At 66.8% G+C, this 24,045-nt stretch carries 23 protein-coding genes; 14 read left to right on the forward strand and 9 right to left on the reverse strand.

Features of this window, described 5'->3' with window-relative positions; all coding sequences use genetic code 11:
- Positions 1 to 108 precede the first annotated feature (108 nt).
- From TEF_20800 to TEF_20830, 7 genes are all read right to left on the reverse strand, one after another.
- Positions 109 to 2,418: a hypothetical protein gene (locus TEF_20800; protein ANK83641.1), complete on the reverse strand. Its 2,310-nt coding sequence runs from the start codon at positions 2,416 to 2,418 to the stop codon at positions 109 to 111.
- Positions 2,412 to 3,011 (reverse strand): hypothetical protein, encoded by a 600-nt coding sequence (locus TEF_20805; protein ANK83640.1) that lies wholly within the window; start codon positions 3,009 to 3,011, stop codon positions 2,412 to 2,414. The genes TEF_20800 and TEF_20805 overlap by 7 nt, the downstream gene beginning before the upstream one ends.
- Positions 3,008 to 3,688: a glycosyl transferase family 2 gene (locus TEF_20810; GenBank protein ANK82971.1), complete on the reverse strand. Its 681-nt coding sequence runs from the start codon at positions 3,686 to 3,688 to the stop codon at positions 3,008 to 3,010. The genes TEF_20805 and TEF_20810 overlap by 4 nt, the downstream gene beginning before the upstream one ends.
- On the reverse strand, positions 3,685 to 4,497 hold the full coding sequence (locus TEF_20815; protein ANK82972.1) for a fatty acid hydroxylase: 813 nt from the start codon (positions 4,495 to 4,497) through the stop codon (positions 3,685 to 3,687). Before TEF_20815 ends, TEF_20810 begins: the two co-directional genes overlap by 4 nt.
- A 60-nt stretch (positions 4,498 to 4,557) precedes the next feature.
- Entirely contained in the window at positions 4,558 to 4,887 is a 330-nt protein-coding gene (locus tag TEF_20820) for an antitoxin HicB (GenBank protein ANK83642.1), read from the reverse strand.
- A 5-nt stretch (positions 4,888 to 4,892) separates the two neighbouring features.
- Positions 4,893 to 5,147, reverse strand: coding sequence for a HicA protein (locus TEF_20825; GenBank protein ID ANK82973.1), 255 nt, complete (start codon positions 5,145 to 5,147; stop codon positions 4,893 to 4,895).
- A gap of 81 nt (positions 5,148 to 5,228) precedes the next feature.
- Complete coding sequence (locus TEF_20830) at positions 5,229 to 6,092, reverse strand: MBL fold metallo-hydrolase (GenBank protein ANK83643.1); 864 nt, start codon at positions 6,090 to 6,092, stop codon at positions 5,229 to 5,231.
- 223 nt (positions 6,093 to 6,315) lie between these two features.
- Between TEF_20830 and TEF_20835 the strand changes: the two genes are divergently transcribed.
- From TEF_20835 to TEF_20865, 7 genes are all read left to right on the forward strand, one after another.
- Positions 6,316 to 7,191: an ABC transporter permease gene (locus TEF_20835; protein ANK83644.1), complete on the forward strand. Its 876-nt coding sequence runs from the start codon at positions 6,316 to 6,318 to the stop codon at positions 7,189 to 7,191.
- Between the two features lie 4 nt (positions 7,192 to 7,195).
- On the forward strand, positions 7,196 to 8,371 hold the full coding sequence (locus tag TEF_20840; protein ANK82974.1) for a hypothetical protein: 1,176 nt from the start codon (positions 7,196 to 7,198) through the stop codon (positions 8,369 to 8,371).
- Positions 8,368 to 9,126 (forward strand): ABC transporter ATP-binding protein, encoded by a 759-nt coding sequence (locus TEF_20845; GenBank protein ID ANK82975.1) that lies wholly within the window; start codon positions 8,368 to 8,370, stop codon positions 9,124 to 9,126. The genes TEF_20840 and TEF_20845 overlap by 4 nt, the downstream gene beginning before the upstream one ends.
- A 4-nt stretch (positions 9,127 to 9,130) precedes the next feature.
- Positions 9,131 to 9,904, forward strand: coding sequence for an ABC transporter ATP-binding protein (locus TEF_20850; protein ANK82976.1), 774 nt, complete (start codon positions 9,131 to 9,133; stop codon positions 9,902 to 9,904).
- Between the two features lie 80 nt (positions 9,905 to 9,984).
- Positions 9,985 to 11,805: a fatty-acid--CoA ligase gene (locus TEF_20855; protein ID ANK83645.1), complete on the forward strand. Its 1,821-nt coding sequence runs from the start codon at positions 9,985 to 9,987 to the stop codon at positions 11,803 to 11,805.
- 83 nt (positions 11,806 to 11,888) lie between these two features.
- Positions 11,889 to 13,052 (forward strand): hypothetical protein, encoded by a 1,164-nt coding sequence (locus TEF_20860; GenBank protein ID ANK82977.1) that lies wholly within the window; start codon positions 11,889 to 11,891, stop codon positions 13,050 to 13,052.
- 222 nt (positions 13,053 to 13,274) lie between these two features.
- Positions 13,275 to 14,444, forward strand: coding sequence for a hypothetical protein (locus TEF_20865; GenBank protein ANK82978.1), 1,170 nt, complete (start codon positions 13,275 to 13,277; stop codon positions 14,442 to 14,444).
- Between the two features lie 209 nt (positions 14,445 to 14,653).
- Here TEF_20865 and TEF_20870 read toward each other — a convergent pair whose 3' ends face one another.
- Complete coding sequence (locus TEF_20870) at positions 14,654 to 15,196, reverse strand: hypothetical protein (protein ANK82979.1); 543 nt, start codon at positions 15,194 to 15,196, stop codon at positions 14,654 to 14,656.
- A 129-nt stretch (positions 15,197 to 15,325) separates the two neighbouring features.
- Positions 15,326 to 16,363 carry a gentisate 1,2-dioxygenase gene (locus TEF_20875; protein ANK82980.1) on the reverse strand — a complete coding sequence of 346 codons (1,038 nt, stop codon included), beginning with the start codon at positions 16,361 to 16,363 and terminating at the stop codon, positions 15,326 to 15,328.
- 83 nt (positions 16,364 to 16,446) lie between these two features.
- Between TEF_20875 and TEF_20880 the strand changes: the two genes are divergently transcribed.
- The 7 genes from TEF_20880 to TEF_20910 all read left to right on the forward strand — a co-directional run bounded on the left by TEF_20880 (position 16,447) and on the right by TEF_20910 (position 23,983).
- Entirely contained in the window at positions 16,447 to 17,271 is an 825-nt protein-coding gene (locus TEF_20880) for a hypothetical protein (protein ANK82981.1), read from the forward strand.
- Between the two features lie 71 nt (positions 17,272 to 17,342).
- On the forward strand, positions 17,343 to 18,071 hold the full coding sequence (locus TEF_20885) for a nitroreductase (protein ID ANK82982.1): 729 nt from the start codon (positions 17,343 to 17,345) through the stop codon (positions 18,069 to 18,071).
- 86 nt (positions 18,072 to 18,157) lie between these two features.
- Positions 18,158 to 18,934 carry a hypothetical protein gene (locus TEF_20890; GenBank protein ANK83646.1) on the forward strand — a complete coding sequence of 259 codons (777 nt, stop codon included), beginning with the start codon at positions 18,158 to 18,160 and terminating at the stop codon, positions 18,932 to 18,934.
- A 195-nt stretch (positions 18,935 to 19,129) separates the two neighbouring features.
- Positions 19,130 to 20,356 (forward strand): carboxylate--amine ligase, encoded by a 1,227-nt coding sequence (locus tag TEF_20895; GenBank protein ID ANK82983.1) that lies wholly within the window; start codon positions 19,130 to 19,132, stop codon positions 20,354 to 20,356.
- 37 nt (positions 20,357 to 20,393) lie between these two features.
- Complete coding sequence (locus tag TEF_20900) at positions 20,394 to 22,397, forward strand: hypothetical protein (protein ANK82984.1); 2,004 nt, start codon at positions 20,394 to 20,396, stop codon at positions 22,395 to 22,397.
- A gap of 115 nt (positions 22,398 to 22,512) precedes the next feature.
- The gene (locus TEF_20905; GenBank protein ANK82985.1) at positions 22,513 to 23,373 is read left to right on the forward strand and encodes a hypothetical protein; all 861 of its coding nucleotides are present in this window, start codon (positions 22,513 to 22,515) and stop codon (positions 23,371 to 23,373) included.
- 163 nt (positions 23,374 to 23,536) lie between these two features.
- Positions 23,537 to 23,983 (forward strand): hypothetical protein, encoded by a 447-nt coding sequence (locus TEF_20910; GenBank protein ANK82986.1) that lies wholly within the window; start codon positions 23,537 to 23,539, stop codon positions 23,981 to 23,983.
- The last annotated feature ends 62 nt before the right edge of the window (positions 23,984 to 24,045 follow it).

Below are 24,045 nucleotides of genomic sequence, written 5' to 3' on the forward strand. Positions count from 1 at the left end.
CATCCTCCGCCCGTTCAGGGCGTTCGGCGCCGAAAGGCGCCTTCTGCCATAGATAGGTAGCCGGTTGCCTCACGAAATACTGTCGCCGCCGACACATTGTCTCGGGGGTCAGCGGCCGCGCGCCGCCCCCCAAACCTTCTCCGGGGTCAGCGGCATGTCGATGTGGCGCAGACCGAGCGCGTTGCAGACCGCCGAAACGATGGCCGGCGGGCCGGCGATGGTGCCCGCCTCGCCGCAGCCCTTGACGCCCATCGGCGAGGTCTCGGTCGGCGCGTCCTCGTAGAAGTCGATCCGGGTCGCGGGCAGATGATCCGCCCGCGGCATGGCGTAGTCCATGAACGTGCCGGAGACGAGCTGCGCCGTTTCCGCATCGTAGACCGTGTGCTCCAGCACCGCCTGGCCGAGCCCCTGGACGATGCCGCCCATTACCTGCCCGCGGACCACCAGCGGATTGACGATGCGGCCGAAATCGTCGACCGCCGTGTAGGTGACGACGTCGATCAGGCCCGTCTCCGGGTCGATCTCCACCTCGGCGATGTGGCAGCCATTGGGATAGGCGTTGCCGGCGCGGGTGTACTCGTCGTCGCCGGAAAGGCCCTGGCCGCTCTCCGGGCGGTCGGCTGCGAACGCCGCCACCGCCACCGCGTCCCAGCCGACGCTGCGGTCGGTGCCGACGACGCGGAACGCGCCGTCATGCAGTTCGATGTCGGCGGCCGCCGCCTCCAGAAGTTCGCCGGCCAGCGCCTTCGCCTTTTCGATCACCTTGTCCGAGGCGCCGAGAATGGCGCTGCCGGCGAGCTGCAGCGAACGCGAGCCGCCATGACCGTTTCCGAGCGGCGTCGCCGCCGTGTCCGACTGGCGGAAGCGGATCCTGTGGAAATCCACGCCCAGCTTCTCGTGCACGATCTGCGCGAAGGTGGTTTCGTGGCTCTGGCCGTTGGACTGGGTGCCGACCGAGAGCGTAACCCCGCCATCGGCGTCGAAGTCGATCCGGGCGTATTCATTCGGCACGCCCAGCGTCGCCTCCAGGTAACAGGCCAGCCCCCGCCCCCGGATGCGGCCTCGGGCGGCAGATTGCGCCTTGCGCGCCTCGAACCCGTCCCAGTCGGCGTTGGCGATGGCGCGGTCCATCAGGTCCTCGAAGCCGCCGGAATCGATCAGGTGCCCCAGCGACGCCTTGTAGGGCAGCTTCTCCGGCCGGATCAGGTTGCGGCGCCTGAGATCGATCGCGTCGACGCCCAGATCGGCCGCGGCAATCTCCACCACCCGCTCCAGCAGATAGCAGGCCTCGGGGCGCCCGGCGCCGCGATAGGCGTCGGTGGGCACGGTGTTGGTGAAGGCGCCGCGCACCTCGGTGAAGACGGAAGGGATGTCATAGGCCCCGCCCAGTACCGAGGCGGTGGCACCCGTCGGCACGACGGGGCCGTTGGTGGAGAGATAGGCGCCCAGATTGGCCGTGGTTTCGACATGGAGCCCGGTGAAGCGATGATCCTTGTCGAGCGCGAGACGGACGCGGGTCTGCTGGTCGCGGCCCTGGCCATCGGTCAGAAATCCTTCGGCCCGGTCGGAGACCCACTTCACCGGCGCTGCGAGATCGCGCGCGGCATGCATCACCAGGGCGTGCTCGGGCTGGATCTGGTTCTTGCCGCCGAAGCCGCCGCCGACGTCATAGGCGACCACCCTCAGCTTCGCCGGATCGATGCCGAAGATCTGCTCGGCGAGCAGGGTGCGGAACATGAAGACGTTCTGGATCGAGCCCGAGAGCGTGAACGCGCCGCTGTCGGCGTCGTAGAGGCAGAGCGCGCCACGCGGCTCCATCGGGTTGATGACGATGCGGTTGTTGACCAGCCGGAGCTCTGCGACGTGGGCGGCATCCGCCAGCGCCTTCTCCACCGGCGCCCGCTCGCCCTTCGACCAGTGGAAGGCGCGGTTGCCGGGCGCTTCCTCGTGCAGCAGCGGCGCGCCGTCGCCCAGCGCCGCCACCGAATCCGTCACCACGTCGAGTTCGTCATAGTCGGCCTCGACCAGATCGGCCGCGTCCTCGGCGGCGCGCCGGCTCTCGGCGACAATGAAGGCGACGCCCTCGCCGGCGTGGCGCACGCGGTCGATCGCCAGCGGCCAGCGCGGCGGCACGGTCAGCGGGCTGCCGTCCACATTTTCCAGCGCGGCGCGGATCGGGATCGGCTTCAGCCCGGCGTCGGGCCAGTCCTGTCCCACATAGATCGCGCGGACGCCGGGCGCCGCGCGGGCGGCCTCGACGTCGATCGAGCGGATGCGGGCGTGCGCGACCGGCGCGCGCACGACGAAGCCGTGCAGGCAACCTTCGGGCGCGGCGTCGTCCAGATAATTGCCCAGGCCGGTGGTGAACCGCCGGTCCTCGACGCGCGTGACCGCCTGTCCGATGCCGAACTTCATGATGTACCCCCGCTCCCGGCCCTGAGCGCGGCATAATCGTCCACATCGTCGATGTCGTTCAAGGTGCGCTGGCGCGCCACCCGCGCATGGGCGGGCAGCGTGGCGAGGCTGTCGGCCAGCGTCTCGGGCACCGACCAGCGCACGCCGCGGAACAGACGCGCCGGGCGGAAGCCCCTTTTCAGTCCCACGAGCCAGAAGCCGCCATCGGCAGCCGGACCGAAGACGGCATCGTGGCGGCGCAGCGCCGCGAAGGCCGCGCCGAGGTCGTCGGCGGTCATCCCGGGTATGTCGCAGCCGACCAGCACCGCGTCGCCCGGCGTGGCATCGAGCGCCCGCTTCATCCGCTCGCCGATGTCGCCGCGGCCCTGGGGCAGGCGTGGCAGGCCGGCGGGAAAGGCGCGGCTGCCGGTGGCGTCGTCCGGCGTCACCCGGATCAGCGTCCGGACGCCCTTCAGGCCGCACCCCAGGGCGATCGTCCGCGACAGCGTCGCGCGATAGAACGCCAGCGCGGCGGCGTGACCGATACCGCGCGCCAGCCGGGTCTTCACCGAGCCCATCCGCGGGGCCTTCGCGAAGATGATGAGGGTCCGCCTCATCGGCCGTAGAGCCGGGCGATCAGGCGCGGCGGGACCCCGGCGAACCAGAGGGTCAGGCAGACGAGATTGCGCGCCGAACGCCGCCGCCAGCCATCGCGCTCGAACTTCGCCGCCGAAGTGACCGCGGCCGCGTCGAAGAAATGCAGCCGCCTGCGGCCGATGCGGCGGACGATATCGACGTCCTCCATCAGGGGAACCGGGGCGAAGCCGGCGATCTCGTCGTAAAGGCGGCGTGAGATCAGCAGACCCTGATCGCCATAGGGCAGGCCCAGCCTGCGGCAGCGCCAGTCCACGCGGCCCTCCAGCCGCCGCGCCTCGGGGGCGCCGCTGTCGAGGCGGAACCGGAAGACGCCGGCCCGCCGCCGGTTCGACGGAATGTCCATGAAGTTGCCGGCCTCGGCCTGCCAGGACGGGCTGAGCCGGGTGTCGGCGTGCAGGAACAGCAGCCAGTCGCCGCCCGCCGCCGCCGCGCCGGCGCGCAGTTGAGCGCCACGTCCCTTCGGCGCTTCGATCACCTGCGCGCCATGAGCTTCCGCGACGGCCCGCGTGTCGTCCGTCGAGCCGCCGTCGGCCACGAGAACCTCGCTCGTTCGCGGGCCGGCCACGCTGTCGATGGCCGCGCCGATGGTCCGGGCGGCGTCCAGCGCCGGAATGACGACGCTGAGGGCGGCGCTCATAGCCGCCGGAACGGCAGGGCCATCATCCACAGCAGTCCCTGCCGCGCCCCGTCGCGATAGGCGCCGAGGCCGATGTCCATGCCCCGGTGACCTTTCTCCGGCTGCGCCCGCCAGGTGCGGAAGATGCGGTCCCAGACCGAGAGGTTGAAGCCGAAGTTCGAATTGTGCTCCCGGACGATGGTCGAATGATGCACGCGGTGGACGTCCGGCGTGATGATCAGCCGGCGCAGGGGACGCTCCAGCCAGCCGGGCAGGTCGATATTGGAATGGTTGAACATGGCCAGGCCGTTCAGCGCGATCTCGAACACCAGCACGGCCAGCGCCGGAGCGCCGAGCGCGGCGATGACCGCAAGCTTCAGCAGCATCGACAGGACGATCTCGCCGGGGTGGAAACGCAGCCCCGTGGTCACGTCGATGTCCAGGTCCGCATGATGCATTCGGTGCATCCGCCACAGGAACGGGACATGGTGGAAGGCGACATGCTGGCCATAGATCACAAGATCCAGCAGCAGGACCGCGATCAGGAAATCGGCCCAGTAAGGCAGCGCAACCACGTTCAACAGGCCAACGCCCTCGGCCTCCAGCAGCGCTGCAAAGCCGACGGCAAGGGCGGGGAGGAAGAAGAAGCCCAGGCGCAGCGCCGCGGTGTCGACGGCGACCACCGCAAGATTGGCGAACCAGCGGCGCGGACGCGGCTGGCCCAGCGGGCGCTTCGGCACGAGCCGTTCCAGCCCCGCCATGCCGGCCAGAACGGCGACGAAGACCGCGATGCGGACCGCCCCCTCGTTCTCGATCAGGAAATCGCCCATGACGCCCGATCTAGCGCCCGCGGCCGCTTCGCGCCAGTCACGGCTGCGCCAGCGCCCGCCCTAACCCGCCTTGCGCGACGCTTCATCCAGAACATCCTCCGCCCACTGGTTCAGGCTCTTGCCGGCCAGCTCGGCGGCGAGGGCCGCACGGCGGTGGGTTTCGGGGGCCACGCGGAACATCATGCGGCCGCTATAGGGTTTCTGCGGCGTCTTGCCGATGCGGGCGCAGGTCTCGAGATAGTCGTCGACCGCATCGTGGAACGCCGCCTTCAGGTCGCCGACCGTATCGGCGTGAAAGCTGACCGAATCCCGGATGCCGGCCAGACGGCCGAAGAAGATTTCGTCCTGGTCGTCATACTCGATGCGGGCGCTGTAGCCCTTGTAGCTCATCGTGTTCACGGCGTGACTCCGATCTCCATCAGAAAGCGCCGGGCTTCGCGGACCTGATAGCGTTTTGCTTCCGGGGCGGGATGCGGCCGGTGGAACGACGCGACCGCGCCGTCCCTGGCGAACCGGACGCGCGATCCGCGCCCCTCGATCGACTCCGCGCCCGCGGCGACGAGCAGCTTCTCGATATCAGACCAGAGGATGGTACCGGAGACGGGATCCCGGAACACAGACTGCAGCGTCCGACGTTGCTTGCTGTTCACGCTGGCAATCTAGTTATTGATGGCAAATTCTGCAAGCACGAATCTTCGGTCATTCCTCCGTATGCCCCCGCTTGCTGCGCTTCAGAGGCTGTAGACGGCGTTCGCGGTCGGCTCGCCGTCGGCCTTCACGCGGCCGTCGCCGGCCATGTGCAGCAGATGCGCGAAGACCGAGCGCGCCGCGGCCCGGTGCAGGGAGCGGTCGACATCGGCGTACATCACCGCGACCATCTCCGGAATGGTCTTCGGCCCGTCGGCGAGGACATCCAGGATCTGCTTCTCGCGCAGTTGCCGGTGCGCGCGGTAGGCGCGGACAAAGTCGTGGACGTTGTCGATCGGCACGCCGTGGGTCGGGTAGTAGCGGACGTCGTCGCGGGCCAGCAGCTTGTCCAGCGAGTTGAAATAGTCGGTCATGTCGCCGTCGGGCGGCGAGACGATGGTGGTCGACCAGCCCATGATGTGGTCGCCGGTGAACAGCGCCTTCTCCTCGCGCAGGCCGAAGCAGATGTGGTTGGAGGTGTGGCCGGGCGTGTGCACGCACTCGACCGACCAGCCGTCGCCCTCGATGACGTCGCCGTCGCGCACCTGGTGGTCGGGCGCGAAGTCGAAGTCGCCGCCCTCCTCCACCTTCGGGCCGTCCTTGCCGGAACCGTGCGGACCATAGGCCCAGGTCTCCGCGCCGGTGGCCTCCTTGATCAGGCGCGCGCCGGGGCTGTGGTCGACATGGGTGTGGGTGACCAGCTGGTGGGTCACCGTCTCGCCTTCCACGGCCTTGAGGACCGCCGCGATGTGATTCGGGTCCGCCGGGCCGGCGTCGACGATCGCGACCCTGCCCTCGCCGATGATGTAGGTGCCCGTGCCCATGAAGGTGAAGGCGCCCGGATTGCGGCAGACGACACGGCGAATCAGCGGGCTGAGCCGGTCGGGCTCGCCATATTCGAAGTCCATCTCGCGCACGAAAGGTATCGCGTAGGCCAAGGTATTCCTCCCCTTCCCGAGCCGATTGACAGGTCATGACCGTCGCTTATGCTTCGCCGACCTGCCGGATCAAAAGCTAGCGCCTCGGACACGACAACGGAAGGCGCACCGGCGGAGGGAGAGGTCCGGGTCACCGGATCGACAGATTCAGGATGCCGGGCGGCATTGGGGAGGATGAACGCCTGTGGATACCATGCAGATCTACATCTCGTTGCTGATCAACGGGCTTTCGCTCGGCTGCATCTACGGCCTGATCGCGCTCGGCTTCGTGCTGATCTACAAGGCGACGGAAGTGGTCAACTTCGCCCAGGGCGACCTGATGATGGTCGGCGCGTTCGTCGCCTTCGGCCTGATCGGCGTGCTCGGGCTGAACTACTGGCTCGGCTTCCTGCTGACCATCGCCGTGATGATCGTGTTCGGCTTCTTCCTCGACATCGTGGTCATCCGACGGCTGATCGGCCAGCCGCAGTTCTCCATCGTCATGGCGACGATCGGCATCGGCTACGTGCTGCGCTTCGTCATGCCCTACGCCTACAATGTCGAGCAGATCGCCTTCCTGACGCCGTTCACCGGCAAGGCGATGCAGGTCGCCAGCGTGACGCTGGACGTCGGCAAGCTGGCGGCCATGGGCGGCACCCTGGTGCTGTGCGCGGTGCTCTACTTCTTCTTCCAGCGCACCCGGGTCGGCGTCGCCATGCAGGCGGCCTCGCAGAACCAGCTCGCCGCCTACTACATGGGCATTCCGGTGGCGATGATCTTCTCGCTGATCTGGGGCATCTCCGCCGGCGTGGCGGGGATCACCGGCGTCATGATGATGCCCATCGCCAACGTCATGGATCCCTCGATCGGCTTCATCGCCATCAAGGCCTTCGCCGGCGCGGTCGTGGGCGGCTTCGGCTCGATCCCGGGCGCCCTGGTCGGCGGCATCATCATCGGCATGGTGGAGCAGTTCTCGGACTATCTCCTCCCCGCCGGCTACAAGGACATCATGGTCTTCTCGGTGCTGCTCGCGGTGATGGTCTTCCGGCCCGAGGGCATATTCTCGCAGATGGGCCGGAAGAAGGTATGAGCCGATGAGATTCGTCCTCAAGACCCGCTACGAACAGGATCTGCGCCTGTGGCGCCACCGCGGCGACCTGATCGCCTACGGGCTGTTCCTCGCCTTCCTGCTGCTGCTGCCCGTCTTCGCCGACGTCTATTATGTCGGCGAGGCCAACATGTGGCTGATCTACGCCATCGCCGCGCTGGGCCTGATGATCGCGCTGGGCTTCACCGGCATGGTCAGCCTGGGCCACTCAGCCTTCCTCGGCATCGGCGCCTACGCCCACGCCTATTTCCTGCAGCAGGGCGTGCCGTTCCTGATCTCGCTGCCCATGGCCGGGCTGCTGTCCGGCGCGGTGGGCGTCGCGGTCGGCCTGCCGACGCTGCGCATGCACGGCATCTACCTGGCCATCGCGACCCTGGCCGTCGCCCTGATCACCCAGGAGGTGATGTCGAAATGGTCGTCTGTGACCGGGGGTTTCGACGGCCTGCCGGTGGCGGCGCCCGACTTCCTGTCGTTCCAGACCCAGGCGATCTACCAGGGCGAATGGTTCGCCGTCGGCGGCCTGCATGTCGGCTGGACCGAGTTGTGGAACCCGGTCTCGCTCTATTACATCTGCGCCATCGTCCTGGTGCTGGCGGCCCTGCTGGCGCGCAACCTGATGCGCAGCCCGACGGGCCGGGCCTTCGTCGCCATCCGCGATTCTGAGATTTCCGCCCAGTCCAACGGCATCAACCTGGCGCGCTACAAGACCACCGCCTTCGGCATCTCGGCCTTCGTCACCGGCATCGCCGGCGGCCTGTTCGCGCACCAGATCAGCCATCTGGCGCCGGACGCCTTCAACATCTTCATCTCCATCGAGCTGCTGCTGATCTGCGTCGTCGGCGGCATCGGCACCATCCAGGGCGCGGTGCTCGGCGCGGCCTTCCTGGTGGTGCTGAAGGTGATGCTGCCGATCGCCCGCGACTGGGTGACCGCCGGGTTCGGCGATGTCACCTGGATGGAATGGCTGGTCCGCTTCGTCAACGCGCCGGGCCTGGAGATCGGCATCTTCGGGCTGCTGCTGGTGAGCTTCATCATCTTCGAGCCCTTCGGCCTCTATGGCCGCTGGCTGAAGATCAAGACCTATTTCGACCTCTTCCCGCTGTACAAGAAGGCCACCTTCAAGCGGCAGAAATCGTACCTGAAGACGGAGCGGCTGCGGTGACGTTCTTCAAGGCAGACAGCCTGGCAATCCACTTCGGCGGCGTGAAGGCCGTCGACGGGGTCGACTTCGAGGTCGGCGCCGGCGAGGTGTTCACCATCATCGGGCCGAACGGCGCGGGCAAGACCACCATCTTCAACCTGATCAGCCGCATCTACGAGCCCTCCGAGGGGCGGCTGATCTACGACGATCAGGACATCACCGGGGTGGCGCCGCACCTGATCGCGAAAATGGGCATCGCGCGCACGTTCCAGAACATCGAGCTGTTCGAGCAGGCGACGGTGCTGCAGAACCTGCTGATCGGCCGCCACGCGCACCGCAGCGGCAACTTCCTGGGCGACATCTTCTTCCTGCCCTCGGTGCGCCGCCACGAGCTGGAGCACCGCAGGAAGGTGGAGGAGGTGGTCGAGTTCCTCGACCTCGCCCGCTACCGCGACCAGCGGATCGCCAACCTGCCCTACGGGGTACGCAAGGTGGTGGAGCTGGGCCGCGCACTCTGCACCGAGCCGCGGCTGCTGCTGCTGGACGAGCCGTCGTCGGGCCTCAACGTCGAGGAGACCACCGACATGGCGTTCTGGATCAAGGACATCCGGGACCTGCTGGGCATCACGGTGCTGATGGTCGAACACGACATGAGCCTGGTGAACCGGGTTTCCGACCGCGTGCTGGCGCTGAACTACGGCCGGGTCATCGCCATGGGCACACCCGCCGAGGTGCAGTCCAACGACGAAGTCATCCGCGCCTACCTGGGGGGCTGAGGAGTTGAGCGAGCCGATACTCACCATCTCCAATGTGGAGACCTACTACGGTCCGATCGTGGCCATCCGCGGCGTCAGCCTGGAGGTCAACCAGGGCGACATCGTCACCGTTCTGGGCTCCAACGGCGCCGGCAAGACCACCATCCTGAAGACCATCTCCGGCGTGATGGACCCCCGCAAGGGCAAGGTCACCTATCGCGGCCAGGACATCACCTCGAAGGAACCCGACTGGGTGATGCGTCAGGGCATCAGCCACGTGCCCGAGGGCCGCGAGGTCTTCCCCTTCCTGTCGGTGCAGGAAAACCTGCGCATGGGCGCCTACACGCGCAAGGACGCGCGCGGCGTCGCCGACGACATCGACATGGTGTTCAACTACTTCCCCGTCCTGAAGGAGCGCCGCGACCAGCCGGCCGGGCAGCTTTCGGGCGGCGAGCAGCAGATGCTGGCGATCAGCCGCGCGCTGATGTCGAGGCCGACGATGATGCTGCTGGACGAGCCGTCGCTGGGCCTGTCGCCGCGGCTGGTGAAGGAAATCTTCGAGATCATCACGCGTCTCAACCAGGAGCGGAAGATGACCATGCTTCTGGTCGAGCAGAACGCCCACATGGCGCTCAAGACCGCGAAGTACGGCTATGTCCTCGAGGTCGGCCGCATCGTCATGGAAGACACCTGCGAACGGCTGATCGAAAAGGAAGACATCCAGGAGTTCTATCTGGGCGTCCAGGAGGAAGGCCAGCGCGCCGAGCGGCGCTGGAAGAAGAAGAAGCTCTGGCGCTGAGGCGGCGGAGCGCAGGGAGCTTTCTGATGGTGACCACGTCTCTGATCGAGCACAGCTACGAGGGCGAAACCGGCCGGGTCGTGTGGCACGAGGACCCGGACGCGCCGACCATTCCGAAGATGTTCTGGCATCGGGTGACCGGCTGGTCGGACCATGTCGCCATGCGCAAGAAGGAATACGGCATCTGGCAGGAGATCACCTGGGACCTGTTCGGTGAGCGCGCGCGCAATGTCGGCATGGCCCTGGACAAGCAGGGCCTGAAGAAGGGCGACGTCGCCTGCGTGCTCTCCAATACCCTGCCCGAGTGGATGTACGCCGACATGGGCATCCAGTGCATCGGCGCCGTCTGTGCGGGCATCTACCCCACCGACGCCGCGGCGCAGGTGGAATACCTGGTCAACGATTCCGCCTGCCGCACGATCTTCGTCGAGGACGAGGAGCAGCTCGACAAGGTGCTGAGCGTCCGCGCCAGGTGCCCCAGCCTGGAGAAGATCGTGATCTTCGACATGGAGGGGCTGGCGGATTTCGACGACCCGATGGCGACCAGCTTCGCGGACTTCATGGCCGAGGGCGCACGCCACGCGGAGGCCAATCCCGGCCGCTGGGCGGAACTGCTGGAAATGGCGCAGCCCGGCGACCTGGCGATCCTGGTCTACACTTCCGGGACCACCGGCCCGCCCAAGGGCGCCATGATCAGCCACAACAACCTGGTGTTCCAGATCGTCAACGGCACGCAGCTGCTGCCCCAGGAGACGGGCGGCGAGCGCATGGCCTTCCTGCCGCTCTGCCACGTGGCCGAGCGGACGCTGACCTATTTCGCGCTCTACACCGGCAATGTCGCGAACTTCGTCGAGAACCCGGAGACGGTGTTCGAGAACATCCAGGAGATCCAGCCGACGACCTTCTTTGCGGTGCCGCGCATCTGGGAAAAGCTGTTCAGCCAGATCAACATCGCGGTCAAGGACGCCACGAAGCTGCAGCAATTGGCCTACCGGACCGCGCTCGGCTGGGGCTACGCGATCGCCGAGAAGAAGCTGGAGGGCCAGACGCCGGGGGCGCTGGAACAGCTGCGCTTCCGCATCGGCGACTTCCTGGTGCTGCGCAACATCAAGAACCTGATGGGCCTGAGCCGCGTCGACTGGGTCGGCACGGGTGCGGCGCCGATCTCGCCGGACCTGATCAAGTGGTACCTGGCGCTGGGCATCGAGATGCTGGAACTCTATGGCCAGACCGAGAACAGCGGCCTGGCCACCACCAACGTTCCCGGCGACCTGAAGCTGGGCTGGGTCGGCCGGTCCGTGCCCTATGGCGAGACAAAGCTGTCGCCTGAGGGCGAGATCCTGCTGAAGGGCCACCACATCTTCATGGGCTATCTGAACCAGCCGGAGAAGACCGCCGAGACCATCGTCGACGGCTGGCTGCACACCGGCGACGTGGGCCGGATCGACAATCAGGGCTATGTCAAGATCACCGACCGGATGAAGGACATCATCATTACCGCCGGCGGCAAGAACATCACGCCCTCGGAGATCGAGAACCAGCTTAAGTTCTCGCCCTACATCTCCGACGCGGTGATCATCGGGGACAAGCGCAAGTACCTGACGGCGCTGATCATGCTGGACCAGGAGAACGTCGAGAAATACGCGCAGGACAACGACATCATCTTCACCAGCTTCGGCAGCCTGGCGCGGGCGGCCGAGATCGAGGCGCTGATCGCCGAACATATCGAGCAGGTCAACCAGAAGTTCGCGCAGGTCGAGACGATCAAGAAGTTCAAGCTGATCGACAAACAGCTCGACCCCGAGGACGAGGAAGTCACGCCGACGATGAAACTGAAGCGGAAGTTCGTCGAGAAGAAGTACGAGGCGCTGATCGAAAGCATGTATGCAGACGCTGCATGATGAATTTCGCTCGCGTCTGTTAGTGTTGCCGGGGAGGCAACGTCGCCACGTGTAACGGCGGCAGACATACAGGGGAGTATTCCATGAAACGCTCAACGCTCATCGCGGGCGCGGCGGCGCTTGCGTTCGCCGGCGCCGCCCAGGCCCAGACCCGCGGTGTCACCGACGAGGAGGTCCTGTTCGGGATCCACACCGCCATGTCCGGACCGGTCGCGGTCTGGGGCGTGCCCTCGGTCGAGGGCATCAAGATGCGCTTCGACGAGGTCAACGCCAATGGCGGCGTCCATGGCCGTCAGCTCAGGCTGCTGGTCGAGGACAACGAATACCAGGTGCCGAAGGCGGTGCAGGCGGCGAACAAGCTGATCAACCGCGACCAGGTCTTCGCGATGCTGGGCGCGCTGGGCACGCCAATGAACAACGCGGTGCTGCCGCGCCAGCTCGCCGCCGGGATTCCCAACCTGTTTCCGCTGACCTCCGCGCGGCAGATGTACCAGCCGTTCCACGAGCTCAAGTTCGTCGCCGGCTCGACCTACTACGACCAGATCCGGTCAGGCTTCAAGCTGTTCGCCGAGCAGCACGGCAAGACCATGCCCTGCGTGATGTATCAGGACACGGACTTCGGCCGCGAGATCGAGATGGGCGCCAAGGACCAGGCCAAGGAGATGGGCCAGGAAGTGGTCGCCGAGACGGCGCACAAGCCGACAGACAAGGACTTCACCGCGGCCATCACCAAGCTGCGCGAGGCCGAATGCGACGTCGTCTACATGGGCACGATCGTCTCCGACACGATCATCCCCTACGCCACGGCCCGCAAGATGGGCTGGGACGTGGACTTCGTCGGCTCCATCGCCACCTACAACGGCTACACCGCCGCGGCGAAGGGTGGCGTGACCGAAGGCTTCATGGCCATGACCGGCTTCCAGATGGCCTATTCGGATGCGGAAGACGAGCGGGTTCGCCAGTGGGCCAAGGCCTATTCCGACGAGTACGGCAAGAACCCCGACTTCCCCTCGCAGCTCGGCTATCTGATCGCGGACCTGACCGTGGTCGGCCTCGAGAACGCCGGCCGTGAACTGACCGTCGATTCCTTCATCGGCGGCATGGAAGCGATCGAGGATTACCACGATATCTTCGGCGGTCCGGTGCAGAGCTTCGGCCCCGAAAAGCGCCAGGGCTCCGATCAGTCCTTCCTCTCCCAGGTCCAGGACGGACGCTGGGTCCGGATCGGCGAGAACATCGGCTACTGACCCGCGCAAACAGCGCCGTCAAACGGGGCCCGGTCGCCATTGGCGGCCGGGCCCTTTGCGTTTCCGCGGCCTCGCCTGCGCCCCGCCACAGCGGCCTCCCACGATGCGTTTTTTTGCTGACGCCGGGGAAAGCCTTCTCTTTGCGATCGTTGCATATCTGCTAAGCTGCATGGACAAGCTGCCGAGAACAACAAACGGGCGGCTCTCACAGGGAGGAAATCCATGAAACGCACACTGCTCATGTTCGGCGCGGCGGCGCTCGCGGTCACCGCGGCGGGCGCCGCCCAGGCCCAGACCCGCGGCGTCACCGATACGGAAATCGTCCTCGGCACCCACACCGCGCTGTCCGGCCCGGTGGCGGTCTGGGGCGTGCCTTCGGTCGAGGGCATGAAGATGCGCTTCGACCCGGTCAACGCGGAAGGCGGCGTGCACGGCCGTCAGATCCGCCTGATCGTCGAGGACAACGAATACCAGGTGCCGAAGGCGGTCCAGGCCGGCAACAAGCTGATCAACCGTGACCAGGTGTTCGCCTTCATTTCGGCGCTGGGCACGCCGATGAACAACGCGGTGCTGCCGCGCCAGCTCGCCGCCGGGATTCCGAACCTGTTCCCGTTCTCGTCGGCCCGGCAGATGTTCGAACCGTTCCACAAGCTGAAGTTCGCCGGCGGCTCGACCTATTACGATCAGATCCGTTCGGCCTACAAGCTGTTCGCGGAGCAGCACGGCAAGACCAAGCCCTGCGTGATGTATCAGGACACGGATTTCGGCCGCGAGATCGAGCTGGGCGCCAAGGATCAGGCCGAAGTCATGGGCCAGTCGGTCGTCGCGGAAACCGCGCACAAGCCGACGGACAAGGACTTCACCGCGGCCATCACCAAGCTGCGCGAGGCCGGCTGCGACGTCGTCTACATGGGCACCATCGTCTCCGACACGATCATTCCCTACGCCACGGCCCGCAAGATGGGCTGGGACGTCGATTTCGTCGGCTCCATCGCCACCTACAACGGCTACAGCGCCGCGGCGAAGGGCGGCGTGACCGAGGGCTTCATGGCCATGACCGGTTTCCAGATGGCCTATGGCGACTCCGAGGATCCGCTGGTCCGCAACTGGTACAACGGCTACAAGGAGAAGTTCGGCAAGAACCCCGATTTCCCCTCGCAGCTCGGCTACATCTTCGCCGACATGACCGTGATCGCGCTGGAGAACGCCGGCCGCGACCTGACGGTCGACAAGCTGGTCGAGGGTTTCGAGCAGATCAAGGGTTACCGCGACATCTTCGGCGGCCCTGTGCAGAGCTTCGGCCCGGACAAGCGCCAGGGTTCGAACGAGTCCTTCCTGTCCCAGGTCCAGAACGGCCGCTGGGTCCGGATCGGCCAGAACATCGGCTACTGATCGGCTGACCTGTGGCAAGGGGCCCGGCCGCGGCGCGGTCGGGCCCCTTCGCTTTTCGGGGAGAGAACGCCCGTCACCTCGCCGGAATACGAGGCGCAGAACCGCCCGCGGCTCAACGGCATGGCGCGCGACCCGTCCTCATCGTATTCCCGCAGGCCTGTGACTGGTTACGGCAGGACCCCGACCCGGTCCGGGCCGCCGCGGCGGCTTCAGCCGATCACTTCCATGACATACCAGTCCCCGCCCTTGCCGCGCACGTCGCCGGGCTCATCGTCGCCGGCGAAACGGTAGAGCGGCTTGTCGGCGAAGGTCAGCACCCAGGCCTTCATGTCATCGTTCCACGCCTTGCCCCAGAGCCCTGTCGTCTCCGTCGTCTCCGGGACCGTCAGGGGCCGCCACTTGTCCAGCGCCGCGCCCGTGACCGAAGAAACCCGGTAGTCGCGATCCTGTGAGGTTGCATAGAGCGTCATGTCCTGCAGATCGGTCAGGATCTTGCCGACGCCCTTGAAGTACTTGACGTTGGTGCGCCAGTAGCCGGCGCCCCGTAGCCCCTTGCGCGGGATGCGGTCGACGATGGGCCGCTGCGCGCGGCCAAAGCCATCCGAGGTCTGCCCGTAATAGGGCGCGCCCAGCTGCTCCTCCAGGACTTCCTCCAGGCTGAGCGGATCCTGGTCGCTCGGTCGGTTCTGCGCTGCCGCCGGCTGGGCGGCGATCAGGGCGGCGAAGGCCGCCATCAGTGCAATTTTGAGCATGACGTCACATCCTCGATCAGAAGCCGAGCCTGACCTCATTGTGGGGACGCGGCGGCGGAACACCAATCACAAGACGACGCAGTGTGTCATGCGCCACATGCAGGACCGAAATTCCGGCGGGCGAAAGCCTCAGTCGTTGCCGCGCTGCTCCCGCCAGAGATCCAGCTTCTGCTGGATCGGCCGGTCGGAGAAGCTGAAGATCACGCAGTCCTCCGCCGCCTCGAAGCGGTACCAGGCCCAGGACGGCGCGACGAAGTGGTCCCGCGGCCCGAACTCGAAGCGCTGCTCGCCGATCTCCACCGTCCCTCGCCCCTCCACGACCGAGAACACGGTAGCGTCCGTGGCGCGGTAGGGCACGCCCGCGAAACCGGCGGGCAGCAACTGCATGAAGGTGCCCATGGTCGGGATGGCGAAGTCGCCGTTGACCGGGTTGACGTAGGACAGCTTCAGCCCCTGGGCCGCGTCCCATTCCTCGCGCCGGCGCATGGTCTCCAGCGCCTCCCGCGTGCGGTCATAAGGGTAGCTGAAGACCGGCGAGGTGTGACTGCGCCGCTCGTAGCCGTCGGGCAGCAGGCCCTGGCCGTAGCGGGCCAGCGAGTCGCCTTCCGGGCGGCTGATCGGCTGACGGTCCTCGCCCCATTTCTCGGCGAAGCTCGCCCCGAAAAAGCCGACGACGGGAATGTCGAGGCCGTCCAGCCAGACCATGGGTTCGTCCGAATCGTTGCCATGGTCATGCCAGGTCCAGTTCGGCGTGATCACGAAGTCGCCCGGGTGCATGGTGGTTCGCTCCCCGTCGACCGCCGTGTAGGCGCCCGCCCCCTCCACCACGAAGCGCAGCGCCGACTGGGTATGGCGGTGCGCCGGCGCGACCTCGCCGGGCAGGATCAGCTGCAGCCCGGCATAGAGCGAGGTGGTGATCTTCGATTCGCCCGGCATGCCCGGGTTCTCCAGGATCAGCACCCGGCGCTCGGCCTCCTTCGCCGTGATCAGTTCGCCCGAGGCCATGATGTCGTCGCGGATGTCGTTATAGCGCCAGATGGCCGGCTGCACCCGGTGCACAGGCTCCGGCGTCACCAGCCCGTGCAGCACCTCCCACAGCGGCGCCAGGTTCTTCTTGCCGATGGCGTCGTAGTATTTCCGGCGTTCCCCGGCGTTGCTCTCGCCCATGACTGGATCCTCCCGGCAGGCGCGAAATTGCCCGCAGCGCGATCTTCGGCCACTATCGCCCCGGGGTCAAAGGAGGGCGGGAAATGCAGGTGACGTCGGACCTGGCGGCAGGGCTGGCCCTGATCCGCCGCTCGCCACTGGTCTACTTTCTCCTGTCGCTGCTCTTTCCGGCAAGTCTCGCCGCGGTGTTGCTCGGGTTCGGCCTGACGCCGGGAAGGCATCCGATCACGCTGCACACGGCGGGCGGCTTCCTGACCATCTTGCTGTCGCTGTGGGCATTCATCTATTTCACGATGATGGCGGCAGTCCGTCAGATCGCCAATGACGACGGTTCGGCGCGCGGCTTCCTGCGTCTCCGGGCCGGACCCCTGTTCGGCCTTCCGCTCGCGGTGGTCTTCACCGTCGGGCTGTCGCTGATCGCCATGATCCCCGTCTTTCTGGTGCAGTGGCTGATCGTCTCGGAAGGTCGGGATATGGTTCTCCGGGGCGCGATGCTCGGAGGCCAGGGCGATCCCGCATATTTCGTCAGCTTCGCCTTCGTCTATTCTCTTTCCACCGCGCTCGTCAGCACGGCGATCGGCAGCTATTTCTTCGCCGGCTTCGTCGTCGCGCCGATCCTGAGCGGTCTGCGCGGATCGGGGACATGGCGGGCCATCCGGGAAGGCCGCGAGGTCGCCGCGGCGGTCCGCTCACGCATCTTCCATGTACTTTTCGCGCCCATCGCCGTGACCCAGACGGTGGTCATCGTCGCTGAAGCGCTCTGGCCGATCGCGGCGATCATGCTGGGATTGATGTACGTGCAGGTGCTGACGATGGCCATGCTTCCACTGGCGGCGACTGTGGCGATCGTCGGTGAGCATCTGTCACGGACGGCCGCGCCCGGCGAAGTTCCGGAGCCGCCGGAATGAACGCCAGCCGATCGGATTGGCCTCCCGACGATCTCGCCCTATTGTCTGCGCCAATCAGGGGAGATTGACGCATGAACATCCACACGCAGTTCGCAGATGTGACACGCCACGACGCCGCCGACGTGGCCGAGACGGCGGAGGAGGCCATCGCCACGCGCCGTTCGGTGCGCGGCTTCCTGCCCGATCCGGTGCCGCTGGACCTGGTCCGCCATATCCTGGACGTATCGGCGCGCGCGCCATCGGGCACCAACATGCAGCCCTGGCACGGGCACGTGATGACGGGGACGAAGCTGAAGGAACTCTGCGACGCCGTGGTCGAGGCCTCGCTGCACGACCGGGCGAGCCACGAGAAGGAATACAAGTACTACCCGGACCAGTTCTTCGAGCCCTATCTGACGCGGCGGCGGACGGTGGGCTTCGGGCTCTACGATCTGCTCGGCATCAGGAAGGGCGACAGCCAGCGCATGGTCGAGCAGGGGGCGCGCAACTTCACCTTCTTCGACGCGCCGGTCGGCATGATGTTCACCATCGACAAGCGTCTCGAGATCGGCTCCTGGCTGGACTACGGCATGTATCTGGAGAACATCATGATCGTCGCCCGCCAGTACGGCCTGCACACCTGTCCGCAGGCGGCGTGGCCGCAATACCACCGCATCGTCAAGCCGATCCTGGGCATTCCCGACGACCACACCGTGGTCTGCGGCATGGCGCTGGGGTATGAGGACACCTCCCTGGTCGAGAACTCTCTGCGTACCGACCGCGCGCCGCTGGAGGACTACATGACCTTCCACACGGACTGACGGCGATGGCCTGGGAAACGGCGAAGGCGGCGCTGAGGGAGGCGGCGCACAGCGCGAAGGCGATGACGAGCGGCGGCGCGCGCGTGCTGCCCGATTTCGTCATCGTCGGGGCGCAGAAGGCCGGCACGACCTCGCTGTTCGCCTATCTGGCCCAGCATCCGCGCATCGCCGAACCCTCGTCGAAGGAAGTGCACTATTTCGACTACAACTACCACCGGGGCGGAAACTGGTACCGCGGGCACTTCCCCCGCGCCGAGGAGATGGCGGCCCGGGCGGAAGAGCGCGGCGGGCCGATGCTGACCTTCGAGGCCAGCCCCTATTACATGTACCACCCGCTCGCCATCGAGCGGATGGCCGCCGACCTGCCGGCGCCGAAAGCCGTCGCCATGCTGCGCGACCCGATCGCGCGCGCCTACTCCCACTACTGGCACGAACACAACAAGGGCCAGGACGACCTCAGCCTGGAGGAAGCGATCGCCCAGGAGCCCCGGCGCCTGCAGGGCGAGGAGGAACGCATCCGGGAACAGCCCGAATACCGCTCCTACGCGCATCAGCACTTCTCCTATATCGGGCGCAGCCGCTACGCCCCTCAGGTGGAGCGGCTGTACCGGGTGCTGGGGCGCGAGAATGTCTGCCTGGTGAAGTCGGAGGCTTTCTTCGCCGATCCGGCGACCGAGACCGAGCGCGTCTTCGGCTTTCTGGGTCTGCCGCGCGCCGACGGCATCGACTACGCGCCGCGGAACGTCGGCGCCTATGACGACGAGATACCCGAGGCGACGCGCCGCCATCTGCGCGATCTGTTCGACGCCGACTACCGCCGGCTGCGCGAGGTCGCCGGCCCCGAATTCGACTGGTTCGAATAGGGTCTGGGCCGGCTCGCCGGGGCCAGCGGTTGCGCCACGGCCGCTCAATGCCTACGCTTGGCACCGACGACCCACGCTGACGATTTGCTCGCCGGGTTCGATCCTCCCGCACCGTGACCGTTCTTCTGGTCCGCCGCGAGCAGCGGTGGTCGTCGTGTTGTGTATCACCGGTCGCACCCGACCGAGAGAGGAGACATGAACAACTACAATCCCGAGAAGGGCTACGTGGCGCTGCTGGGCTGGAGCCTGAACGCCATCGACGCCGTCGACCGTTTCGACCGGCGCTACATTGTCGTCGCGCCCCCGTGGGCGGAGGACTACTGCAAGGAACACGGCATTCCCTACATGCCGTGGAATTTCGACCGGCTGAACGAGCGCTCTCACGAACTGGCGCACCAGCTCAAGGACGAGGGCGTGGATGTCGCAATCCCGCTGTTCGAGGAGACCGTGGAGTGGGCCGGCGCGGTCAATTCCGTGTTGCTGGGCAATCCACGGCTGCTGGGCCAGTCGATGCTGTTCCGCGACAAGTCGCTGATGAAGCGCCGGGCCCAGCTGGGCGGCATCCGCGTCGGCGTCTTCGAGGAGGCGCAGGACCGCAGCGACGTGATCCGGTTCCTCAAGCGCGTCAACCAGACGCTGCTGAAGCTGGACGGCGACCCGAACGATCCCATTCACTTCAAGGCGTTCGACAAGTCCGGCACCGCCGGCCACCGCGTCATCCGCACGCCCGAGGACGTCGACAACATTCCCGACGAGGAATTTCCGGCGCTGCTGGAATCGCATCTCGACGGCTGGGAATTCGCTGTCGAGGCCTGGATCAAGGACCGCAAGATCCAGTTCCTGAACATCTCGGAGTACGTCACCCTCGGCTATTCGGTGTTCGTACCGGCGACGCCGGAACTCGAGTCGCACCGGGCGCGTATCACCGAGGAAATCGAGAAGCTGATCGAGACCTTCGACATCGATTTCGGCTTCATCCACCCGGAATATTTCCTGACCAGCGACAACAAGCTCTACTTCGGCGAGGTCGCCTACAGGCCGCCGGGCTTCAACGCGCTGGAGCTGATCGAGCGCGCCTACGGCTTCAACGGCTATCAGGGCCTCGTCGTGATGTTCGACCCGAAAACCAAGCAGGAGGAGATCGACGCCTTCTTCCCCGAGCCCGTGAAGGGCGCCAGGGGACATGCGGGCTGCTTCGGCGTCTATCCGCGCCGCCGCGTCGTCAGCCAGCTAAGAGTGCCAGAGGAAACCGCCAATCACCCCTATTTCGAGTTCCACGAACTCGCGGATCCGATGGAGCAGAAAGTGGCGAAACGCACCGCCTTCGGCACGCACTGGGGGCTGGCCTATTTCTTCGGCGACGATCCGCACAAACTGCGTGATCTGCTGAAAGCCCAGGAAGAACTGGACTTCTACGTGTGATGGAAGCCAACGGCCCGCCTCGCCGGAGCGAGGCGCCATGACGGAAGCGAGTGCGGAGGTCGAGCGTCTCGCCGGGACGCTCGACGTCGCCCTGCAGCGCCTGGAACAGGCCCGAAGCTTCGCCAAGCAGCGCCATCAGCGCCCGGTTCTCGACGTGATCGGGCGGTTGCTCCGGCTTGCCGGTGGCCCGGATGCCGTCTATCAGCGCGCGCCGCGCCTTGACGCGGCCGGGCTCTTCGCCGGCTCGGACTGGGAGAATCCGACGGTGCTGCTGCCGCAGCTGGTGAGCCCGTCTCTGGACAGCCCCGATGAGGCCCTGGCGAGTCTGGAGGCGGCCAGTCTGCTGCGCTTTCTTGCCGTCGCCTGCGGCGAGGCCCAGCATCCGACGCTGGGCGGGGATCATGCGCAGCATTTCCTGACCCAGATCCTGGCCCTCAACCTGAGGCGATTCTTCAACCTGTCCGACGAATCCAGCCGGACGAGCGGGGAACGGGCCGACGTGAACGCGCGGCTTCTGCACTTCATCGCGGCGCGGATCGGCCTGCGCGACGTGCTCGGCGTCCTCGTTGCGGAAATCTGGCGGATTCTCGAACAGCGGCCGGTCCAGGTCGGGCCGGTCAAGGACATGATCACGCAGATCGCCGTCGCGCTGAACCGGCAGGGCAGCGAGCCGGGCGCCGAACGCCTCGGCGCGGAGCGGCTGGTCAGCGCCCTGTTCGGGCCGACGGCGGAAACGCTCGACGACCCGGGTCTCGAAGCCTATCGCGAGCGGCTGTCGCACATGGACGATTCCGGGTTGTCGCGGGAAGCGATGGGTTTCGCGCGATCGATGCACGACACCGGCCTCGTATCCGACTATCACGTCGCCTTTCTTCTCTGGGCCCTGGATTATCCCGACCGGCCGCTCGTTCCCGAGGCGATGGGGCTGGGCTCGACCGGGCTCGACTGCTGGCGGAATTTCCGCGGCCTGACGGAGGAACTCATCCGCGCCGCGGTCACGCCGGCGACGCCGCAGGCGCTCTACGGCCTGGCGTCGCTGATGGAGAGGGGCGTGCTGCATCACGCGCCCATGCCACCGTCCCTCAAACGCGTTCTCCGCCTCGAACCCACAACCGCGGTGCGCGAACGCCTGGCGCAGGCCTTCGGCCCGGGAACTTCGCCGGAGTCCCATCTCCTGGCGGGCGCGCTGGAAGTGCTCGGCCTGCCCCTGGGCGTCGGCCAGGGCGCCAATCCGACCTGCCAGTCCGCACGCGCGATCTCCATGTGGGCGCTGAACGACCCCGACTACCTGCTGCATCTGATCGTGCAGGCGGGTGAGGCCGAAACCATCCTGATGCACTTCGAGGGCGAGGCGGTGAACTCCGCCGACCTGCCGGCGGGGCTCGCCGGGTTCGGCCCGATCGACGCCGATCCGGTCTCGGTCCTGCTGGTGCCGCATCTGGACCGGATCTATGCCGAGATGGGCCGGCGCTGCGCGGGGCGGCCGGGCGACCCCCATCGCTGGATCAATCCGGAGTTCCATGGCTGGTGGGTGGCGCGCGACTGTGCTGTGGCCGTCGACATCGCCACCGGCCAGCTTGCCGACTACGAGGGGTTCGTCGCCCGGTTCCACGAGACCTATCACCCCGCCTACAACGGGGACCGCCCGCTGATCCATCCGCAGCCGGCCGGGATCGCCTTCACGGACGCCACGGGCGCGTTCGTCGGCTGGCACGCCATCACCATCCTGCGCGTCGCGCCGGGACGGTCGGGGGAGATGCGCGTGTACTTCTTCAACCCCAACAATGACAGCGGTCAGGACTGGGGCCATGGCGTGACGGTGACCACAGGCGGCAACGGGGAGCGCTCCGGCGAGGGATCGCTGGAGTTCGAGCAATTCCTTTCGCGCCTCTACCTGTTCCACGACCAGCCGCTCAGAGAGGCGCGGCGCGGCGCCGTTCCGCGCGACGTGGTCGAGCGGGTTAGGGAGATGGCCGTGGGCAGCTGGGCCGCCGACCGCATCCCCGTGACGTCGCTGGCCGGAGAAGCACCAGGCGGATAGGCGCGGGGCAGGACCGGTCGCGGGAGAGCGGGACGCCGGAGATGGCTTGGCCTCGCGCGTCGCAACGCTACATTGCCCCGCAGCCAGTCAATGAAATCAGCAGGGAGCGGAAGAGATGAAATTCGGGATCGTGCCGGTGAATGTCGGCGTGCAGTCGGCGGCGCAGATGATCGCCATGGCGCAGGCGGCCGAGGAACTCGGCTTCGACAGCGTCTGGACCTTCGAACACGTGATCGTGCCGCATGACTACGATTCGAAGTATCCCTACAACAAGTCCGGCAAGATGGGCGCGGCCCCGGAGACCAACTTCGTCGATCCGCTGATCGCGCTCACGGCGATCGCCCAGGCGACGAGCACCATCAAACTGGCGACGGGCATCAACATCGTCTCCCAGACCAACCCGCTGCTGCTGGCCAAGCAGGCGGCGAGCCTGGACTTCGTCTCCGGCGGGCGATTCATGCTGGGCGCGGGCATCGGCTGGCTGCGCGAGGAGTTCGAGGCCATGGGCACGCCGTTCGAGCGCCGCGGCGCGCGCTTCGACGACTACATGGTCGCCCTGAAGAAGGTCTGGTCCGGCGAGACGGTCGAGCACGAGAGCGAGTTCCTCAGCTGGCACAACTTCAAGAGCTATCCCGTGCCGGTGCAGCGCCCGGGCGTGCCGATCCACATGGGCGGCAACAAGGGCAGGATCTTCGAACGGATCGCCAAATACGGCGATGGATGGTTCATCCCCGGCGCCGACCTGCGGCAGCTTCCCGGCCAGCTCGACGAGCTGAAATCGGCGCTGGAGGCCGAGGGCCGCGAAATCGGCGAGATCGAGCTGTCGACCATCTGGGTACCGCAGATGGGCCGGGAGATGCTGGAGGGCCTGGAGAAGCTGGGCGTCGAGCGCGCGGTGATCATGCCGAGCGCGCTGGGCGGCGACGGCGGGCCGGAGGCGTTGAAGGACTTCGCCAAGGACTTCATCGCCGGCTGATCCCTGACGGGCCGCAGCCGGTGGGGGCGCGCTTCGCGAAGCGCGAACTGCGCCCCCTGCGCAACCTGCGAAACCTGCGGCGCAGCCGGCGCAATCGCGCTGGCGGCGTGCCGGCGGCCTCTGCATCTCTCCGCCATCGCCAACCCGATGCGGAGAGACCGCCATGGAATTCGCCCATACCGCCCTCGCCTTCGCCGCCCTCATTCTCGGCGCCGTCCAGATCGCCGGGCGCAAGGCCGGCCGCCGCCACCGCCTTGTCGGCCGTGCCTACGTGGCGGCCATGGCGCTGACGGCGCTGAGCTCCTTTTTCCTGACTTCGCTGACCGGCGGCTTCAGCTTCCTGCACGCGCTCTCGGCCTGGACGCTGTTCACGCTGGCCTGGTCCATGGCGATGGTCCGCCGCGGCAATCTGGCCGGCCACGGCTATTCGATGATCATGCTCTATGGCGGACTGGTCACCGCCGGCTTCTTCGCCGCTCAGCGCCATGGCCTCGACCTGCCCGCGACCGCCCTCGTGACGCTGGTCGCCGGCTTCTGGATCGTCTGGATCGCGTTCGCAGAGATGCTGCGCCGGCGGCTTGCGCGGCGGACGGCGGATTTGCGATCCTGAACCTAAGGCAATCATGGCCGGACACGACAGCCGATGAGCGGCAAGGATCCGAATGAGGTGGA

It is taken from the genome of Rhizobiales bacterium NRL2, from assembly GCA_001664005.1.
Lineage (GTDB): Bacteria > Pseudomonadota > Alphaproteobacteria > Minwuiales > Minwuiaceae > Minwuia.

Bases quoted from the DNA above. Each gene is read 5' to 3' on its own strand.
- TEF_20875 (ANK82980.1), bottom strand. From the start codon at position 16,363: ATGGGCGAGAGCAACGCCGGGGAACGCCGGAAATACTACGACGCCATC.
- TEF_20895 (ANK82983.1), top strand. From the start codon at position 19,130: ATGAACAACTACAATCCCGAGAAGGGCTACGTGGCGCTGCTGGGCTGG.
- TEF_20905 (ANK82985.1), top strand. From the start codon at position 22,513: ATGAAATTCGGGATCGTGCCGGTGAATGTCGGCGTGCAGTCGGCGGCG.
- TEF_20810 (ANK82971.1), bottom strand. From the start codon at position 3,688: ATGAGCGCCGCCCTCAGCGTCGTCATTCCGGCGCTGGACGCCGCCCGG.
- TEF_20830 (ANK83643.1), bottom strand. From the start codon at position 6,092: ATGGACTTCGAATATGGCGAGCCCGACCGGCTCAGCCCGCTGATTCGC.
- TEF_20910 (ANK82986.1), top strand. From the start codon at position 23,537: ATGGAATTCGCCCATACCGCCCTCGCCTTCGCCGCCCTCATTCTCGGC.
- TEF_20865 (ANK82978.1), top strand. From the start codon at position 13,275: ATGAAACGCACACTGCTCATGTTCGGCGCGGCGGCGCTCGCGGTCACC.
- TEF_20880 (ANK82981.1), top strand. From the start codon at position 16,447: ATGCAGGTGACGTCGGACCTGGCGGCAGGGCTGGCCCTGATCCGCCGC.
- TEF_20835 (ANK83644.1), top strand. From the start codon at position 6,316: ATGCAGATCTACATCTCGTTGCTGATCAACGGGCTTTCGCTCGGCTGC.
- TEF_20805 (ANK83640.1), bottom strand. From the start codon at position 3,011: ATGAGGCGGACCCTCATCATCTTCGCGAAGGCCCCGCGGATGGGCTCG.
- TEF_20860 (ANK82977.1), top strand. From the start codon at position 11,889: ATGAAACGCTCAACGCTCATCGCGGGCGCGGCGGCGCTTGCGTTCGCC.
- TEF_20820 (ANK83642.1), bottom strand. From the start codon at position 4,887: ATGAGCTACAAGGGCTACAGCGCCCGCATCGAGTATGACGACCAGGAC.
- TEF_20815 (ANK82972.1), bottom strand. From the start codon at position 4,497: ATGGGCGATTTCCTGATCGAGAACGAGGGGGCGGTCCGCATCGCGGTC.
- TEF_20870 (ANK82979.1), bottom strand. From the start codon at position 15,196: ATGCTCAAAATTGCACTGATGGCGGCCTTCGCCGCCCTGATCGCCGCC.
- TEF_20900 (ANK82984.1), top strand. From the start codon at position 20,394: ATGACGGAAGCGAGTGCGGAGGTCGAGCGTCTCGCCGGGACGCTCGAC.
- TEF_20885 (ANK82982.1), top strand. From the start codon at position 17,343: ATGAACATCCACACGCAGTTCGCAGATGTGACACGCCACGACGCCGCC.
- TEF_20840 (ANK82974.1), top strand. From the start codon at position 7,196: ATGAGATTCGTCCTCAAGACCCGCTACGAACAGGATCTGCGCCTGTGG.